Source organism: Pseudooceanicola marinus (assembly GCF_002786295.1).
Classification (GTDB): Bacteria; Pseudomonadota; Alphaproteobacteria; order Rhodobacterales; family Rhodobacteraceae; genus Pseudooceanicola; species Pseudooceanicola marinus.
The window spans coordinates 582,776-600,489 of the sequence record NZ_PGTC01000010.1 but is presented as its reverse complement, the minus strand read 5'-3'; the positions used below and the strand labels follow the sequence as shown (position 1 = coordinate 600,489).

The following is a 17,714-nucleotide window of genomic DNA, read 5'->3' as shown; positions in this document are numbered from 1 at the left end:
CCGCGCCCAAAGGAAATGATCACCGACGCGGCAGAAGGTCGCGAGGCCCCACCCCGCCGGTCGCCCCGCATCTGGACAGGCGTCGGGGCCGCTCCTATTGATGGGATATGAACATTCGTCAAATCACCCCGCAGTATTCCGTCTCCCCGCAGATCGAACCGGAAGACCTCACGGCCATCCGGGATGCCGGGTTCACCCGGGTCATCTGCAATCGCCCCGACGCCGAGGTGCCTCCGGCTCTTCAAGCCGACACCATGGCCAAGGCCGCCGAGGCCGCCGGCATCGACTTTGCCGTGCTGCCCCTGACCCATGACACCATGACGCCCGAGAATATCGCGCGGCAGATGGAGTTGATCGAGGCCGATGGCCCGGTGCTGGCCTACTGCGCCTCGGGCACCCGCTGTTCGGTGATCTGGTCGCTGGGCCAGGCGATGAGCGGCGCGCTTGGCACCGAGGAGATCCTCGCGACCACCGCCCGCGCAGGTTACGACCTGTCGAACCTGCGCCCCCGCCTCGAACAGATGGGCTGAACCGACAGGCGCGGGCCCGGTCACCGGGCCGCACCCCGGCCCTCGCGGCCACCAGGCGCTCGCCGGGCGCCCTCCTCTGCCCTCCCCTCAACGCCCATGACGTGACAGCGCCCCTCGCGGCCGCTTTTTTCATGCTGTTCCGACGGTCTCCGGCTCTTCGCGCCAGAGGCCTTTCGCCTTGCCGAAAGGGGCGAAGAGCAGCCCACGGCGCGGGATCGTCCGGAGCCTGCCGCGGCGTCTTATTCCTCCGGGTCGGGCAGATCTGCCAGGGGCATGGCCGGGAAATCGTCGTCTCCTGCCTCCAACTCCGGCAGGTCCGACAGATCGGGCAGATCGTCGAGCGCGGGGAAATCCGCCTCTCCCCCGCCATCGGAGGATGGCAGATCGGCAAGGGGTGGGAGGCCCCCGACGTCCTCGCTGTCGACCCCACCGATCTCCGCCGCATCGAACGCCATCGCGTCGAGATCCATCGGTGCGGGCGACGCCTCCGCCATGTCAGCGCCGGCGAAACCCATCTCCCCACCGTCCATCGCCGAGCCCGCCGCTCTGCCGCCATCCGGAGCAGGCAGGCCGGCCTGGCCCGCGCCACCGCCGCCCTGCGCCTCGGCCAGCTCCGCCATGGTCAGCCGCACGGCACGAAAGCCGCCCATCTGGCCCAGCCGAACCTTGCCGAGGCAAGCCGCGCGACCGGTCTCGCCGCGGGTTTCCAGCCGGGTCTGGGTCAGGGCCGCGCGGGGAATCTCGATCAGGTCCCCCACCTTCAGCGCGCTGACGCGGGCAAAGGGCATCGTGGTGCGGTGCAGGACCGCGTCGATGGTGGCGGGCGCCGACATGACCGCTTCGCCCACGGTGGGTCCGGCGTCGCCGGCCGCCTCGCCCTCCTGCTCGATCGCGGGCAGGTGGCGGCGATCGGGCAGCGCGAAGAGCATGTGCCCCTGCCGGGTGCCGCCGAATTCGGCATGCAGACGGAAGACGTGAAAATCCGGGGCATCCAGCGCCAGGCTCATCAGCCGCACGTTTTCCAACCGGACGCCGAAGCTGTACCCGGCCATCCAGTCCGCCGCCGGGTCCCCTTCCAGCATCATCGCCAGGCGCAGGAAGACATCGTCGAGGATCGGCCCGATCAGGGCGGCATCCGTGGTGGTGGTCGCGCGCGGCTCCGGCTCCAACGGGGAAACGCGGCCCATGGTGCTCTGCTCCACCAGGGCGGAAGCCGCCATCAGATCCAGCATCATCGCCCCGGTCACCCGCCCGGCGCCATCCAGCAGCACCAGCAGCCCGTCATCGGCCAGATGCCCGGTCAGATCATCCGCCGAGAGGTAGTCGTACTGGCACGACAGCACGACCAGCGACATGTCCAAAAGCTCGTCCGCGCTCTTGGCAAGCGACAGCCGCAAGGCCTTCTCGGGCGACATCGCCCGGGCCTGGTAGGTCTCTCGCGCCGCTGACGCCTTTTTGCGCAGCACCGCATTGGATGCAGTTGATGCCATGTCTTTCGCCACCGCCATTCGCGGGTTTCCCCGCTGGTTGTAGGCGTCAGATGGTTACCATTCGCTTTAGCCCGGCCTTATTGCGCCGCCAGTGCCTCCGGCGGTGGCAGCACGACGCGGAAGGCCGCGCCCCCCTGCCCCGGCAGGTAGGAGATGGCACCGCCCAGGCGCAGCATGATCTCCCGGCAGATGGCCAGGCCAAGGCCCGCGCCACCGGCCTTCTGATCGCCGATGCGGGCGAATTTCTCGAAGATCATGGCCTGTTGCGACGTCTCGACGCCCGACCCGTTGTCGATGAAATCCACGATCAGCTGCCCCTCGGCCCGGCGCACGGAGATGCGCAGCACCGGTGCCTCGGCATCGCAGTACTTCCGCGCATTGGCGATCAGGTTGATGAAGACCTGCGCCAGACGGTCGCCATCGGTGTCGATCCAGATGTCCTCCTGCGCCGGGGTGCGGCGCAGGGACAGCCGGCCATCTTCGGCACCGGTGGCATGCACCGCGTGGTCCAGCACGTCGCCCAGACGCACCCGGCTCTGGTTCAGGGTCACCTGGCCGTTTTCCAGGACCGACAGGTCCAGCAGATCGTCCAGCAGGCGGGTCAGGCGCTTCGCCTCGTCATGGATGATCTGGGCATATTTCGATTTCGCCTCGCCGGACAGGTCCGGGGCATCGCGCAGGATCTCGGAAAAGGACCGGATCGAGGTCATGGGCGTGCGCAACTCGTGGCTGATCTGGCTGAGGAAGGCGTCCTTCTGCACCGACAGCTGGGTCAGCTTCTCGTTCGCCAGCCGCAGCTGCCGGGCGGTGCGGGCCAGTTCGGCCGACTTGGCTTCCAGCTGGCTGGAGTATTCCATGATCTGCGCCGTCTCATCGGCCACAGCCATCAGGTCCTCGACCGACACGGCGGCGCGGCCGACGATCTGACCCACCATGGCGTGCGCCGTGGCCGCGCCCACGCTGCCCGACAGCTCGCGTTCCAGCACCTGGAGGAACTCCCCCGTGGGTTCGGGCAGGTAGCCCTGCACGCCCTGGCGTTCCGCCTCCCGCTGGAACAGCTTCTGCGCCTCGCGCGCCCCCAGCAGGCGCTGCGCCATGACCATCAGATCCTCGCTTTGCGCCGTGCCGCCTTCCCAGCCGCGGGGGCTGGCGGAATGCTGGAAGATGTTGACGAACTGTGCCCCCTGCAGGCGCTCCATCGGGCTGGGAAAGGACAGCAGAGAGATCCCGGCGAAGAGGCCGGAGTTGATCAGCATCGACCACAGGACCCCGTGCACCAGCGGATCCAGCCCCTCGATCCCGAAAAGCGCATAGGGCCGCAGCCAGCTGAGGCCCCAGGGCCCGTGCCGCATGACCTCCGCCGGGATCACCACGCCTTCGCCGAAGGACGGCAGGAAAAGGCACCACAGCCAGATGGCAAAGCCCGCGCCCAGCCCGGCCAGGGCGCCCGACCGCGCGCCGCCGCGCCAAAAGATCCCGCCCAGAAGCGGCGGCAGGAACTGTGCCACCCCCGAAAAGGAGATCAGGCCGATGGCCGCCAGCGCCGCGCCCCCGCCCGACAGGTGGTAGTAGAGATAGCCGAGGAAGAGCACGCCGACGATCGACAGCCGCCGCGCCAGGATCACCACGTGGCGCACGTCGCCCGAAACCATCGCCCCCTTGCCCGGCTGCAGCTTCAGCCAGATCGGCATGACAATGTGGTTCGACACCATGGTCGACAGGGCAATGGCGGCCACGATCACCATCGAGGTGGCGGAACTGAAACCCCCGATGAAGGAAAAGACCGCCAGCCCGGTCTGCCCCTGGCTCAGCGGCAGAGTGAGGACGAACATGTCGGGGTTCGAGCCGCGCGGCAGCGTCGACAGGCCGGCCACGGCAATCGGCATGACGAAAAGGCTCATCAGCATGACATAGCCGGGAAAGGCCCAGGAGGCGGTGCGCAGATGGCGTTCATCCTCGTTTTCCACCACCAGCACCTGGAACATCCGCGGCAGGGTCAGGAAGGCCGCGCCCGCGAGGAAGATCAGCCCCGACCAGCGGCCGTTGGCGATATGCCATTCCCCCAGCCGGGCCGAGGCATCGATCCGTGCGAGCGTCTCCCCCAAACCACCACCCAGGCCCCAGACCACGTAGATGCCCACGGCCAGCAGCGCGCAAAGCTTCACCACCGCCTCCACCGCGATGGCCATGACGACGCCGTGGTGGCGTTCGTTGGCATCCAGGTTGCGGGTGCCGAAAAGCACGGTGAAGGCCGCCAGCCCGGCGGCGACCCAAAGCGCGGTGGTCTGACTTTCAGCACCCATGCGCGCCGTGGGATCAGCGGCGGCGAAGACGGCGAAGCTCTGCGTCACGGATTGCAATTGCAGGGCGATGTAGGGCGTGGTGCCCACGACCGCGATCAGGGTCACGGCGACGGCCAGCAGGTTCGACTTGCCGTAGCGCGACGAGATGAGGTCGGCGACCGAGGTGATGCGCTGGCTGCGCCCGATCCGCACGATCTTGCGCAGCCCCCAGAACCAACCGATCATCACCAATGACGGGCCGATGTAGATCGTCATGTATTCCAGCCCCGACCGCGCGGCGAAGCCGACGGCCCCGTAGAAGGTCCAGGCGGTGCAGTAGATCGACAGAGACAGGGTGTAGACGATGGGCGAACGCAACCAGCCCGAACGCCCGCGCAGGGCCGCGCGTTCGGCACCGAAGGCCACCAGGAACAGCGCCGCGCCATAGGCCATGCAGACCGCGATCAGCAGGTTGAGCGAGGCCATCAGTCCCGGCCCCCGCCGGCGCCATCCCCACCCTCTGCGCCCGGGTTCTCGATGCTTATACCATCGGCGTCCATGTCATCGGCGACCGGATCCTCACGGCCGAGGTCCGGGCCCGCAGCCGTGGGACCCGCCCCCCGGGGGCGCAGGACAAACGCGGCCGGCAGGTCGGGTGCGGCACCGCGTGCGCCCCCCGCCCCGCCACTGTCCAGCCGCTCGACCTCCTCGACCGACAGGCGCCAGACCAGCAGGGCCGAGGCGATGGCCAGCCCGGCCCAGACGGAAAAGATGTAGATCATCGCCCGCGACACCGGCAGGCCCTGCCCCGCGCTGCCTTCTCCCAGTTCGAACTCATTGCCCTCCGGCCACAGGAGCGGCACCGCCAGCAACAGCACCCCCAGGATCGGCAGCAACCGTGCCGCGTCGATCAGCCGGCGCTGACGGTAGCTCTGGCGTTCGAGGAAAACGGGGCGGACCGGCGGCGGGCTCATCGGCGTCTAGTCCCCCGGACCTTCGAGGCAGCGCATCACGGCGCGACCAGCGCGTTCACCGCCTCCAGCACCTCGGCGTTGGAGAAGGGTTTCGACATGAAGCGGCTGGCGCCGATTTCCTCGGCCAGGGCGCGATCCTTGGTTTGGCCACGGGCGGTCAGCATCAGAACTGGCAGGCTGGCCCCGGCGCCGTCTCCCGCGCGCAGCTCGCGCAGGATGTCGTATCCGGAGCGGCCGGGCAGCATCACGTCGAGGATCACCAGATCGGGCGCCCGCGCACGGATCACCTCCACCGCATCCACGCCGTTGGAGTGGCTGGACACGTGCCAGCCGTCCCGCGACAGGATGAAGGAAATCGCCTCGATGATGTTTGGCTCGTCCTCGACGACGAGTACGGACTTGCTCATTCGGTCCTCCCCTCCCAGCAGAGCAATGCCGGAAAGTTCTAGCAGTCTTCACGGACGCGTTGAAAGCGCCTTCTCGCGCGCAACCGGAATCAGTGACGCCAAAAAGCCTCAGCCCCCGCTTTCCGCCATGATGGAGGGTTCGCGACGCCCTCGGCAATCCGCTTTCGGGCAGATCCGACAGGTCACCCCGACGCGCGGCAGGTCCGCAGGGTCCTCGGCGCGCCCCGGCTGGATCAGCATATGCGCCTCGAAGGTAGGATCGCGGTTGGCCACGGGGGCGCCCACGGGCTGGGCGATGGCATGGGTGACGAAGACCCCCTCCGACCGGCCCGCCAGGCGGATCTTCCCGGCAATCGGCATCATCGGCCGGCTCAGCGCCTGGAAGAGCGGCCAAAGCGGACAGGCCGCGCCGAAGCGTGGCAGCGGGAAGCGGTCCAGCGGCTTGCGGAAGGTCAGCGTGCCCGAGGCGTCGCAGGCCACCAGCCCCAGGGGCGCCTGCCCCTTCTCGGCCAGCCGGTCGGCAGGCAGCGTCGCCAGTCGGCGCATCATCCGCCCGGCATCGACGCCGAAATGCGCCCCCAGGGCCGCCGGGTCCAGCACCACGCCCTCCGGCAGGGCCTCGATCACCGCCGAAACCGGCAGCGCCGCCGCTTCGCGTGCGTAGCGGTCCAGCACCCGCCGCGCCATCAGCCGGGCGGCGCCCGACCCAAGACGTTCGGCGGCCGCCGACAGCAACGCCTCCACCGCACCGTCCTCGGCGCCCCCTTCCAGCGCGGGGAAGTGGAACCCGTGATCGCTGAGGAACCCCTCGACCTGGTCCTGGGGCGAGGCGATGGCCGCCTCGCTGGTCTCGCCCTCGTCCAGTTCCTCGACCAGACGCCGTGCGCCCTCGGCCAGGCGGGCGCTCTCCTCGCGGATGTTGCGGTTGAAGCGGTCCCGCCATTCGGGCTCCAGCTCCTTCTCCGCCACCAGGATCTCGGCCGAGGCATGGATCGCCGTGACGGTCGACAGCACCTCGTGCAGGGAGGCGGCCAGGTGGGGGTCATGGGTCAGGCGATCGGTCAGCGCCTCCACCGCCTGCTGCAGGGCCCCCAGGCGCTGGCCCTGCTGCGCCACCAACTGTGCCCAGCCCGGGAAACGGCCGACGAATTCCTCGATCCGTTCCAGGTCAGCCCCGGCCTCAGGCCGGTCGGCGGCGGCCTGGCGCAGCTGAGCCAGAAGCGCGGCCTCCGCGCCCTCCGACAGGGCGGAGGGCTCGACCCCCAGCGCCTCGGCCAGCGACAGCAGCAACTTCCCGCCGATTCTGCGCCGATTGTGCTCGATCAGGTTGAGATAGGAGGCCGAGATGCCTGCCCGCCGGGCCAGTTCCGCCTGCCGCATGCCCACCAGATTGCGCCTTTCGCGAATCCGCGTGCCGGTCAGCGATCCGCCTCTGCCACGTTCAGCCATCAATTTTCCCTGTTCTTTCAACCATATTCTGCGGCGCAACATTGATTAATTTACACAACTCGCGCACGTATAGTCGATTAATTTACAAAAAAATCAAGCAATGAAAGTGGGTTGTTGATCGCTTTTCCACTCCTCTGCCATGATCCTTTTGCATCATGCGCTCGGGTATTGAACCCGATCGTGATGAAGTGGCCGGGCGGAGGAGGTCCGGGCGCACCTGATCTAGGGAGGAATCCATGACGAACTTTCTGACCCGTCGCGGGCTATTGAAAACCGGTGCCGTAACTGGCGCCGGTCTTGCTCTGCCGACCATCTTCACCTCGGGCGCAAGCGCCTTCACCAACGAACCCACGGGCGGCACCGTCACCCTGGGTTTCAACGTGCCCCAATCGGGCCCCTATGCGGACGAAGGCGCCGACGAACTGCGCGCCTTTCAGCTGGCGGTCGAGCACCTGAACGGTGAAGGCGACGGCGGCATGATGCAGACCTTCAGCTCGCAGGTGCTGGAGGGCAACGGCATCCTGGGCAAGAAGGTCGAATACGTGACCGGCGACACCCAGACCAAGTCGGACGCGGCCCGTGCCTCGGCCAAGTCGATGATCGAGAAGGACGGCGCGGTGATGATCTCCGGCGGTTCGTCCTCCGGCGTGGCCGTCGCCGTGCAGGGTCTCTGCCAGGAAGCGGGCGTGATCTTCATGGCCGGCCTGACCCACTCCAACGACACCACCGGCAAGGACAAGAAGGCCAACGGCTTCCGTCACTTCTTCAACGCCTACATGTCCGGCGCGGCCCTCGCCCCGGTGCTGGCCTCGCAGTACGGGACAGATCGCAAGGCCTATCACCTGACCGCCGACTACACCTGGGGCTGGACCCAGGAGGAATCGATCAAGGCGGCGACCGAGTCCCTGGGCTGGGAAACCGTCAACACCGTCCGCACCCCGCTGGCGGCGACCGACTTCTCCTCCTACATCACGCCGATCCTGCAAACGGACGCCGACGTGCTGATCCTGAACCACTACGGCGGCAACATGGTCAACTCGCTGACCAATGCCGTGCAGTTCGGCCTGCGCGAGAAGATGGTCAACGGCAAGCAGTTCGAGATCGTCGTGCCGCTCTACTCGCGCCTGATGGCGCGCGGGGCCGGCGAGAACGTGAAAGGCATCTTTGGCTCCACCAACTGGCACTGGTCGCTGCAGGACGCGGGCTCCCAGGCCTTCGTCAAGAGCTTCGGCACCAAGTACGGCTTCCCGCCGTCCCAGGCCGCGCACACCTGCTACGTGCAAACCCTGCTCTATGCGGATGCCGTGGCCCGCGCCGGTTCCTTCAACCCCTGCGCCGTGGCCGAGGCCCTGGAGGGCTACGAGTTCGACGGGCTGGGCAACGGCAAGACGCTGTATCGTGCCGACGACCACCAGTGCTTCAAGGACGTGCTCGTGGTGAAGGGGAAGGACAACCCGACCTCCGAGTTCGACCTTCTGGAAGTGGTCGAGGTCACGCCCGTCGATCAGGTCACCTACGCGCCGGATCACCCGATGTTCTCGGGCGGCGCGCTCGGGTCCTGCAACGCCGGCGCCTGACGCCTGCGGGGCACGGGGTCGCGGGGGGAAGCCCTCCTCGCGACGGGCGGGGGCAGGACGCACCACCTGTCCCCGCTTCCCGTCCCGTTTCCGAGGGCCGCGCCTGACCGGTGCGGCCCCTCTCCCCCTACTTCCGCACGGCCGCCCGGCACGGGGCGTGCCGACAGAGCCAAGGTAGAGCCATGGACGCCATCATCCTCCAAATCCTGAACGGGCTGGACAAGGGCAGTGCCTATGCACTGATCGCCCTCGGCCTGACCCTGATCTTCGGCACGCTCGGCGTGGTCAACTTCGCCCATGGCGCTCTGTTCATGATCGGCGCCTTCTGTGCCGTGTCGCTGAACAAGCTGCTGAACCTGTCTTTCGAAACCGTCGATCCGACCCGCACCGACTTCCTGGGCAACCCGCTGAAAGTGAAGACGCCCTACATCGAGGGATGGTTCGGACCGGACCTCGGCCATGCCATCATCGACTGGTCGGTGCCCCTGGCGATCCTGTTTTCGATCCCGATCATGATCGCCGTCGGCTTCATCATGGAACGCGGGCTGATCAAGCATTTCTACCGCCGCCCCCATGCCGACCAGATCCTGGTGACCTTCGGCCTGGCCATCGTGCTGCAGGAGCTGATCAAGCACTACTACGGCGCCAACCCGATCCAGACGCCCGCGCCCGACGCCTTCAAGGGCTCCTTCGACTTCGGCGCCATGATGGGCTTTGACCCCAACACCATCATCTATCCCTACTGGCGGATGATCTACTTTGCCTTCGCGGCGGTCATCATCGGCGGCGTCTTCGCCTTCCTGCAGTTCACCACCTTCGGCATGGTCGTGCGCGCCGGCATGGCGGACCGCGAGACCGTGGGCCTCTTGGGCATCAACATCGACAAGCGATTCACCATCATGTTCGGCCTCGCCGCCGCCGTCGCGGGGCTTGCAGGGGTGATGTACGCGCCGATCAACTCGCCCAATTACCACATGGGCATGGATTTCCTCGTGCTGTCCTTCGTCGTCGTCGTGGTGGGCGGCATGGGGTCCCTGCCCGGCGCCGTCGCCGCGGGCTTCCTGCTGGGCATTCTCGAAAGCTTCGCCTCGATGAACGAGATCAAGTCGATCATCCCCGGTATCGACCAGATCGTCATCTACGTTGCCGCCATCGTCATTCTGCTTGCCCGCCCCCGGGGCCTTCTGGGTCGCCGCGGCGTGATGGAGGACTGAGCCCATGCTGGGACTGAACAAGAAAGACTTCACCCTGCTGCTGATCGTCGCCGCCCTGGTGGTGTTCGCCCCCTTCATCCTGAACCCCTTCCCCGCCGACAGCGCCATGGCGCAGTTCAACGCGGGCTATCCGGACCTGATGCAGCGCTTCGTGATCTTCGGGATCTTCGCCATCGGCTTCAACATCCTCTTCGGGCTGACCGGCTACCTCAGCTTCGGCCATGCGGCCTTCCTGGGTGTGGGCAGCTATTCGGCCGTCTGGATGTTCAAGCTGCTGTCGATGAACATCGTCCCGGCGATCATCCTCAGCGTCATCGTGTCGGGCCTCTTCGCGATGCTGATCGGCTATATCTCGCTGCGGCGCACGGGGATCTACTTCTCCATCCTGACGCTGGCCTTTGCGGAGATGTCCTTCCGCCTCGCCTATTCGGTGCTGACGCCGATCACCAACGGCGAAACCGGCCTGCAACTGACCCTGGACGACCCGCGCATCCTGGGCGAGACCGCCACGGCCACCGGCTCGATCCCCGTCACCAACTTCTTCGGGATCGAGATGCGCGCGACCGAGGTGATGAACGTCGGCGGCTGGTCCTTCCAGTTCAACAACGGCTACTACATGTGCGCCATCATGCTGCTGCTGGCCTTCTACCTGGCCATCCGCATCTTCCGCTCGCCCTTCGGGATGATGCTGCGGGCGGTGAAATCGAACCAGCAGCGGATGAACTACACCGGCCTGAATACCAAGCCCTACACCCTGGCGGCCTTCGTCATCTCCGGCATGTATGCCGGTCTCGCCGGCGGTCTCATGGCCTCGATGGACCCGCTGGCGGGCGCGGAACGGATGCAGTGGACCGCCTCGGGCGAGGTCGTGCTGATGACCATTCTGGGCGGTGCCGGCACCCTGATCGGCCCGGTTCTGGGCGCGGGCTTCATCAAGTACTTCGAGAACATCTTTTCGAAGATCAACGAGCAGGTCCTTCACAGCTGGTTCCACGCCCTGCCCGACGGGATCGAGAACGCCGTGGTCTGGGTGCTGGAGCATTTCGTCGGCTCCGGCTGGCACCTGACCTTGGGCCTGCTGTTCATGCTGGTGGTGACCTTCCTGCCCGGTGGCCTGGTGGAAGGGGGGCAGCGTCTGGGCCGTCTCCTGCGCCGCAAGGACGCCGAGAAGAAGACCGCCACCCAATCCACCCCGGCCGAGTGAGGAACGAAACATGGGTATTCTAGACGTCAAGAATGTCGGCAAACGTTTCGGCGGCCTCCAGGCCCTCGGTGATGTGAACCTCAGCGTGAAGGAGAACACCGTTCACGCCATCATCGGGCCCAACGGGGCCGGCAAGTCCACGCTGCTGAACTGCCTGGTGGGAAAGCTGATCCCCGACACCGGATCGGTCATGTTCGACGGCCAGTCGGTGCTGGGCCGCACGCCCTACGAGATCAACCAGATGGGCATTTCCCGCGTCTTCCAGACGCCGGAGATCTTCGGCGACCTGACGGTGATGGAGAACATGATGATCCCCTGCTTCGCCATGCGGGACGGCGCGTTCAAGCTGAATGGGATCCGCTCCGTCGAAAGCGATACCGAGATCCGCGAGCGCGCCGAAGCGATGATGGAAGACATGAACCTGGCCGAGAAACGGCACATGCATTCGGCCTCCATGTCGCGCGGCGACAAGCGCCGGCTGGAGATCGCCATGTGCCTGGCGCAGGAACCGCGCCTTCTGCTGCTGGATGAACCGACCGCCGGCATGGCGCGGGCGGACACCAACAACACGATCGACCTGCTGAAGGAGATCAAGCAGAAGCGCGACATCACCATCGTCATCATCGAGCACGACATGCACGTGGTCTTCAGCCTGGCCGAGCGGATCACCGTGCTGGCCCAGGGCACGCCGCTGGTCGAGGACGTGCCGGAAAACATCAAGGGCCATCCCAAGGTGCGCGAAGCCTACCTTGGCGAAGCGGCTGCGGCCTAAGGAGTTCGTCACTCATCCCGAGTGAGCGGCGACCGCCAACGGTTCGAGAGAGCCGCGAACGGGATCCGGTTTTCGGACAAGATGAGTGAGAAAGGATAGAACATGAACGTCAAACCCGACTTCTCGAAGGGCAAGAACTACGCCGAGACCGCCCCAGCCTTCCTCTCCGTCTGGAACATGGAAAGCTATTACGGCGAAAGCTACATCGTGCAGAACATCAGCTTCAACGTGCACGAGGGCGAGATCCTGGCCCTGCTGGGCCGCAACGGCGCCGGCAAAACCTCGACCCTGCGGTCCATCGCGCGGATGAACAGCCCCCAGGTCACGCATGGGGAGATCTGGCTGGATCACCAGCCGCTGCACCGCATGGCCAGCCACGAGGCGGCGCAGGCCGGCATCGGGCTGGTGCCCGAAGATCGCTGCATCATCCCCGGCCTGACGGTGGAGGAAAACATCCAGCTGGCGCAGATCGCGCCCCCCATCGGCTGGTCCGTGGACCGTCTCTACCAGCTTTTCCCGCGCCTGGGCGAACGCCGCAAGCAGGAGGGCGTGACGCTCTCGGGCGGCGAACAGCAGATGCTGTCCATCGCCCGGGCCCTGGCGCGCGACATCAAGGTGTTGCTGCTGGACGAACCCTACGAAGGGCTGGCCCCCGTGATCGTGGACGAGATCGAAAAGACCCTGCGCATCATCAAGGAACAGGGCATTACCACCATCCTAGTGGAGCAGAACGCGGTGCGCGCGCTGGAGCTGGCGGACAGGGCGGTGATCCTCGACACCGGCTCCATCGTCTTCGACGGCTCGGCCGCCGAAGTGCTGGGCAACGAGGAATTGCGCGCCGAATACCTTGCGATCTGACTCGTTTGTGAGACAGTCCTGACCGGGGCCGGCTTGAACCGGCCCCGGCGCGGGGCCTAGAACGACCCGCGATTAATCACGCGATGAGGAGCCCGTGATGACCAACACGACTTACCCGCCATCCGCCGACTTCGTGGCGAACGCCCATGTGGACGCGGACAGATACGCCGCGATGTACAAGGCCTCGATCGAGGACCCCAAGGCCTTCTGGGGCAAGGAAGCCCGCGAACGGCTGGACTGGATCGAGCCGTTTTCCACTGTGAAGGACACGGATTTCACGCTGGGCCAGGTCAGCATCAAGTGGTTCGAGGACGGGGTGATGAACGTCGCCCACAACTGCATTGACCGCCACCTGCCCGCGCGCGCCGACCAGACCGCGATCATCTTCGAGCCCGACAACCCCGAGGATCCGGCGCAGCACATCACCTATGCCGAGCTGCATGAAAAGGTCTGCCGCTTTGCCAACGTGCTACTGGCCCAGGGCGTGATGCGCGGCGACCGTGTCGTCATCTATCTGCCGATGATCCCCGAGGCCGCCATCGCCATGTTGGCCTGTGCCCGGATCGGCGCCATCCATTCCGTGGTCTTCGCCGGCTTCTCGCCTGACGCGCTGGCCAACCGGATCAACGACTGCCAGGCCAAGGTCGTGGTCACCGCCGACACCGCCCCGCGCGGCGGGCGCCGTACGCCACTGAAATCCAACGCCGATGCCGCCCTGCTGCACTGTTCCGACAAGGTGCGTTGCCTGGTGGTGAAACACACCGGCGATCAGACCACCTGGATCCAGGACCGCGACGTCGACGTGAAGGCGATGATGGAACAGGTCGCCCCAGACTGCCCCGTGCGGCCCATGGGCGCCGAGGACCCGCTGTTCATCCTCTACACCTCCGGCTCCACCGGGCGGCCCAAGGGGGTGGTGCACAGCTCCGCCGGCTATCTGCTTTATGCCGCGATGACCCAGCAGCTGACCTTCGACTACCATGACGGCGACGTCTACTGGTGCTCGGCCGATGTGGGCTGGGTGACGGGCCACACCTATATCGTCTACGGCCCGCTGGCCAACGGCGGCACAACGCTGATGTTCGAAGGCGTGCCCACCTACCCTGACGCCAGCCGCTTCTGGCAGGTCTGCGAAAAGCACAAGGTCAACCAGTTCTACACCGCGCCCACCGCCATCCGCGCCCTGATGGGCCAGGGCGACAAATTCGTCGAAGGCATCGACCTTTCGGACCTCAAGGTGCTGGGCACCGTGGGCGAGCCGATCAACCCAGAGGCCTGGAACTGGTACAACGACAAGATCGGCAAGGGGAAGCTGCCCATCGTCGACACCTGGTGGCAGACGGAAACCGGCGGCCACATGATCACCCCCCTGCCCGGCGCGACGCCCACCAAGCCCGGCTCGGCCACCACACCCTTCTTCGGCGTGCAGCCCGTGGTGCTGGACCCGACCGCCGGCACGATCATCGAAGAGACCAAGTGCGAGGGCGTGCTGGCCATCGCCGACAGCTGGCCCGGCCAGATGCGCACCGTCTGGGGCGATCATGAACGGTTCGAAAAGACCTATTTCTCCGACTACAAGGGCTACTACTTTGCGGGCGACGGCTGCCGCCGCGACGAGGATGGCTATTTCTGGATCACCGGCCGGGTCGATGACGTGATCAACGTCTCGGGCCACCGCATGGGCACGGCGGAAGTCGAGTCGGCCCTTGTGGCGCATGCCAAGGTCGCCGAAGCCGCCGTGGTGGGCTACCCGCATGATATGAAGGGCCAGGGCATCTACGCCTATGTCACCCTGATGAACGATCAGGAGCCTTCGGACGGGCTGCGCAAGGAACTGGAACAGTGGGTGCGGACCGAGATCGGCCCGATTGCCAAGCCCGACCTGATCCAGTGGGCGCCCGGCCTGCCGAAGACGCGTTCGGGGAAGATCATGCGCAGGATCCTGCGCAAGATCGCCGAGAACGACTATGGCGCGCTTGGCGACACCTCGACGCTGGCCGACCCGTCGGTGGTGGACGAGCTGATCGAAAACCGGATGCACCGCGGCTGATCCGTCCAACCCCTTTGAAAACAAGGCCCTGCGGCACCTGCCGCGGGGCCTTTCGCGTTTTCAGGCGGCCTCTTCAATGCCTGAGCCCTTCAAAAAGTTCCCGAAACTTTTCCCGGAACTGAAGGGGGAGGATGCCGGTTGTGTCGGCAGGAATTGAGACGTCGCAAGAGGAGATCCGACATGACTTCGATCAAGACCCTGATGACCGGTGCCGCAGCCATTGCCATCGCCGCCGCCACCCCCGCCTTCGCCCAGATGGAGAACGACACCGACAGCTCCGTCGCCATCACCGATGACAGTGCCGAAGTGCAGACCGAAAGCGATACCGCGGTCGATCTGGACAACGACGGCGAACCGATGGGTGACGACATCGCCGATACCGCCGAGGAAACCGGCGACTACATCAGCGACACCGCCAACGACGCTGGCGAAGCGATCAGCGAAACGGCCAACGACGTGGCCGAGAATGTCGACGAGACGATGGACGACATGACCCCGGAGACCCTGACCGCCAGCACCCTGGTGGGCTATGAAGTCGCCGGCGACAACGGCGAAGTGATCGGCGAGGTCGACAACGTCGTGCTGGTGAACGGTGAAGAGATGGCCGTGGTCGGCATCGGTGGCTTCCTGGGTCTTGGCGAACATGACGTCGCCCTGCCGCTGAGCGATCTGAGCACCACCACCTCCGCCGAGGGCGAAATCGAGATGCTGAAAGCCGAGGGCTATACCAAGGAACAGCTGGAATCGATGGCCGAGTTCGATCCGGAGAGCGCCGAAGAGGTCAGCGATGACGAACCGGTGATGCTGGGCGGCTCCTGATCCTGACCGGATCCTGATGCGATCATGACTGGCCACAGGCCAGGCGAAGCCGCCCCCCGGGGCGGCTTCTGCCGTTTGCAGGACGTGGTTTGCCGGCTGCGCCTCACGTGCGTTCCACGGCTTTTCTCTCCCCCCGGCTTTCTCTATAGAGGTTGCAATCATAGGGCTTCCGGCGATGGAAGCAGGTAGATGTGACCGAGGGTGCAATGACCGAAAAGACGCATGACGCAGACGTGGCCTTCATTCAGGCTCTGGCAGAACTGCTGCGCGAGAACGACCTGACCGAGCTGGAAGTGAAGCGCGAATATGGCAAGGACGATCAGCTGAACGTCCGGGTGAGCCGCAAGGGCGAAGCCCCGGCCCCGATCAGCTATGCCGCGCCGGCCCCGGCGCCTGCCGCCGCACCCGCCCCGGCCGCCCCTGCAGCGCCCGCCGCTGCGGCCCCTGCCGCGTCGGAAGATCCCGCCGATCATCCCGGCGCCGTGACCTCGCCCATGGTGGGCACGATCTACATGCAGGCCGAGCCCGGCGCGCCGGCCTTCGTCAAGGTCGGTGACCAGGTGTCCGAAGGTGACACGCTGCTGATCGTCGAGGCCATGAAGACCATGAACCACATCCCCGCGCCGCGCGCCGGCACCGTCAAGCGCATCCTGGTCGAGGATAAGGCCGCCGTCGAATACGGTGCCCCGCTGATGATCATCGAGTGAGGCGAACCATGTTCGACAAGATCCTGATCGCCAACCGCGGCGAGATCGCCCTTCGCGTGATCCGTGCCGCGCGCGAGATGGGCATCAAGTCCGTCGCCGTGCATTCCACCGCCGACGCCGACGCGATGCATGTCCGCATGGCCGATGAAAGCGTCTGCATCGGCCCGCCCTCCTCGACCGAAAGCTATCTGTCGATCCCCGCGATCATCGCCGCCGCCGAAGTGACCGGCGCCCAGGCGATCCACCCAGGCTACGGTTTCCTGTCGGAAAACGCCGCCTTCGTGCAGATCGTCGAGGACCACGGCCTGACCTTCATCGGCCCCCGCGCCGAGCACATCCGGGTGATGGGCGACAAGATCACCGCCAAGGACACGATGAAGAAACTGGGCGTGCCCTGCGTGCCCGGGTCCGACGGTGGGGTGGCCTCTTTGGAGGAGGCGCAGAGACTGGGCGGCGAAATGGGCTACCCGGTCATCATCAAGGCCACCGCCGGCGGCGGCGGGCGCGGCATGAAGGTCGCGCATAACGCCAAGGAGATGGAGAACGCCTTCTACTCCGCCCGGTCCGAGGCCAAGGCCGCCTTCGGCAACGATGAAGTCTACATCGAGAAGTACCTGACCACCCCGCGCCACATCGAGATCCAGATCTTCGGTGACGGTAAGGGCCAGGCGGTCCACCTGGGCGAGCGTGACTGTTCGCTGCAGCGGCGTCACCAGAAGGTGCTGGAAGAGGCTCCCGGCCCCTGCATCACCGAGGAAGAGCGCGCCCGCATCGGCAAGATCTGTGCCGACGCTGTGGCCGAGATCAACTATGCCGGCGCCGGCACGATCGAGTTCCTGTACGAGAACGGCGAGTTCTACTTCATCGAGATGAACACCCGCCTGCAGGTGGAACACCCGGTGACCGAGGCGATCTTCGGCGTCGACCTGGTGCGCGAACAGATCCGCGTGGCCGAAGGGCTGCCGCTGTCGTTCGGTCAGGATGACCTGCAGATCAACGGCCATGCCATCGAGGTGCGCATCAACGCCGAAACCGTGCCGGCCTTCGCACCGCGCCCCGGCAAGATCACCGCCTACCACGCCCCCGGCGGCCTGGGCGTGCGGATGGACAGCGCGCTTTACGACGGCTACTCGATCCCGCCCTACTACGACAGCCTGATCGGCAAGCTGATCGTCCATGGCCGCGACCGGCGCGAGGCGCTGGCGCGTCTCGACCGGGCCCTGGGAGAGCTGATCGTGGATGGCGTGGAAAACACCGTGCCGCTGTTCGAGATGTTGCTGGGCGAGGAAGAGATCCTGACCGGCAACTACAACATCCACTGGCTGGAAGACTGGCTTGAGAGGACCTTCAAGCCCTGATCGCCGGCTTTCATATCGGCGCA

At 66.1% G+C, this 17,714-nt stretch carries 15 protein-coding genes; 10 read left to right on the top strand and 5 right to left on the bottom strand.

The features are described from left to right. Positions 1 to 107 precede the first annotated feature (107 nt). Positions 108 to 530: a TIGR01244 family sulfur transferase gene (locus tag CVM50_RS07025; protein ID WP_085887338.1), complete on the top strand. Its 423-nt coding sequence runs from the start codon at positions 108 to 110 to the stop codon at positions 528 to 530. 239 nt (positions 531 to 769) lie between these two features. Here the strand turns inward: CVM50_RS07025 and CVM50_RS07020 are convergent, their stop codons facing one another. The 5 genes from CVM50_RS07020 to CVM50_RS07000 all read right to left on the bottom strand — a co-directional run bounded on the left by CVM50_RS07020 (position 770) and on the right by CVM50_RS07000 (position 7,132). Next, a complete protein-coding gene (locus tag CVM50_RS07020; protein ID WP_157792136.1) occupies positions 770 to 2,020 on the bottom strand; it encodes a flagellar motor switch protein FliM in 1,251 nt (416 codons plus the stop codon). A gap of 77 nt (positions 2,021 to 2,097) precedes the next feature. Next, the gene (locus tag CVM50_RS07015; protein WP_085887340.1) at positions 2,098 to 4,788 is read right to left on the bottom strand and encodes an ATP-binding protein; all 2,691 of its coding nucleotides are present in this window, start codon (positions 4,786 to 4,788) and stop codon (positions 2,098 to 2,100) included. Then, positions 4,788 to 5,276, bottom strand: a complete 489-nt coding sequence (locus CVM50_RS22205; protein WP_306372307.1) for a hypothetical protein — start codon at positions 5,274 to 5,276, stop codon at positions 4,788 to 4,790. The genes CVM50_RS07015 and CVM50_RS22205 overlap by 1 nt, the downstream gene beginning before the upstream one ends. A gap of 35 nt (positions 5,277 to 5,311) precedes the next feature. After that, positions 5,312 to 5,683 carry a response regulator transcription factor gene (locus CVM50_RS07005; RefSeq protein WP_085887341.1) on the bottom strand — a complete coding sequence of 124 codons (372 nt, stop codon included), beginning with the start codon at positions 5,681 to 5,683 and terminating at the stop codon, positions 5,312 to 5,314. 108 nt (positions 5,684 to 5,791) lie between these two features. Further along, positions 5,792 to 7,132: a helix-turn-helix domain-containing protein gene (locus CVM50_RS07000; RefSeq protein ID WP_085887342.1), complete on the bottom strand. Its 1,341-nt coding sequence runs from the start codon at positions 7,130 to 7,132 to the stop codon at positions 5,792 to 5,794. 236 nt (positions 7,133 to 7,368) lie between these two features. On the opposite strand from CVM50_RS07000, the gene CVM50_RS06995 reads away from it, so the two are divergent. The 9 genes from CVM50_RS06995 to accC all read left to right on the top strand — a co-directional run bounded on the left by CVM50_RS06995 (position 7,369) and on the right by accC (position 17,691). Then, positions 7,369 to 8,709, top strand: coding sequence for a substrate-binding protein (locus CVM50_RS06995; protein WP_085887343.1), 1,341 nt, complete (start codon positions 7,369 to 7,371; stop codon positions 8,707 to 8,709). 182 nt (positions 8,710 to 8,891) lie between these two features. Beyond that, on the top strand, positions 8,892 to 9,923 hold the full coding sequence (locus tag CVM50_RS06990; protein WP_085887344.1) for a branched-chain amino acid ABC transporter permease: 1,032 nt from the start codon (positions 8,892 to 8,894) through the stop codon (positions 9,921 to 9,923). A 4-nt stretch (positions 9,924 to 9,927) separates the two neighbouring features. Then, entirely contained in the window at positions 9,928 to 11,127 is a 1,200-nt protein-coding gene (locus tag CVM50_RS06985; protein WP_085887345.1) for a branched-chain amino acid ABC transporter permease, read from the top strand. A gap of 10 nt (positions 11,128 to 11,137) precedes the next feature. Further along, positions 11,138 to 11,899, top strand: coding sequence for an ABC transporter ATP-binding protein (locus CVM50_RS06980; RefSeq protein ID WP_085887346.1), 762 nt, complete (start codon positions 11,138 to 11,140; stop codon positions 11,897 to 11,899). 102 nt (positions 11,900 to 12,001) lie between these two features. Continuing rightward, the gene (locus CVM50_RS06975; protein WP_085887347.1) at positions 12,002 to 12,757 is read left to right on the top strand and encodes an ABC transporter ATP-binding protein; all 756 of its coding nucleotides are present in this window, start codon (positions 12,002 to 12,004) and stop codon (positions 12,755 to 12,757) included. Between the two features lie 97 nt (positions 12,758 to 12,854). Next, positions 12,855 to 14,807, top strand: coding sequence for an acetate--CoA ligase (acs, locus tag CVM50_RS06970; RefSeq protein WP_085887348.1), 1,953 nt, complete (start codon positions 12,855 to 12,857; stop codon positions 14,805 to 14,807). 180 nt (positions 14,808 to 14,987) lie between these two features. Next, positions 14,988 to 15,626, top strand: a complete 639-nt coding sequence (locus CVM50_RS06965) for a PRC-barrel domain-containing protein (protein ID WP_085887349.1) — start codon at positions 14,988 to 14,990, stop codon at positions 15,624 to 15,626. A gap of 206 nt (positions 15,627 to 15,832) precedes the next feature. Further along, a complete protein-coding gene (gene accB / locus CVM50_RS06960; protein WP_085887350.1) occupies positions 15,833 to 16,333 on the top strand; it encodes an acetyl-CoA carboxylase biotin carboxyl carrier protein in 501 nt (166 codons plus the stop codon). Positions 16,334 to 16,341: 8 nt separating this feature from the next. Next, complete coding sequence (gene accC, locus CVM50_RS06955; RefSeq protein WP_085887351.1) at positions 16,342 to 17,691, top strand: acetyl-CoA carboxylase biotin carboxylase subunit; 1,350 nt, start codon at positions 16,342 to 16,344, stop codon at positions 17,689 to 17,691. Positions 17,692 to 17,714: the final 23 nt, after the last annotated feature.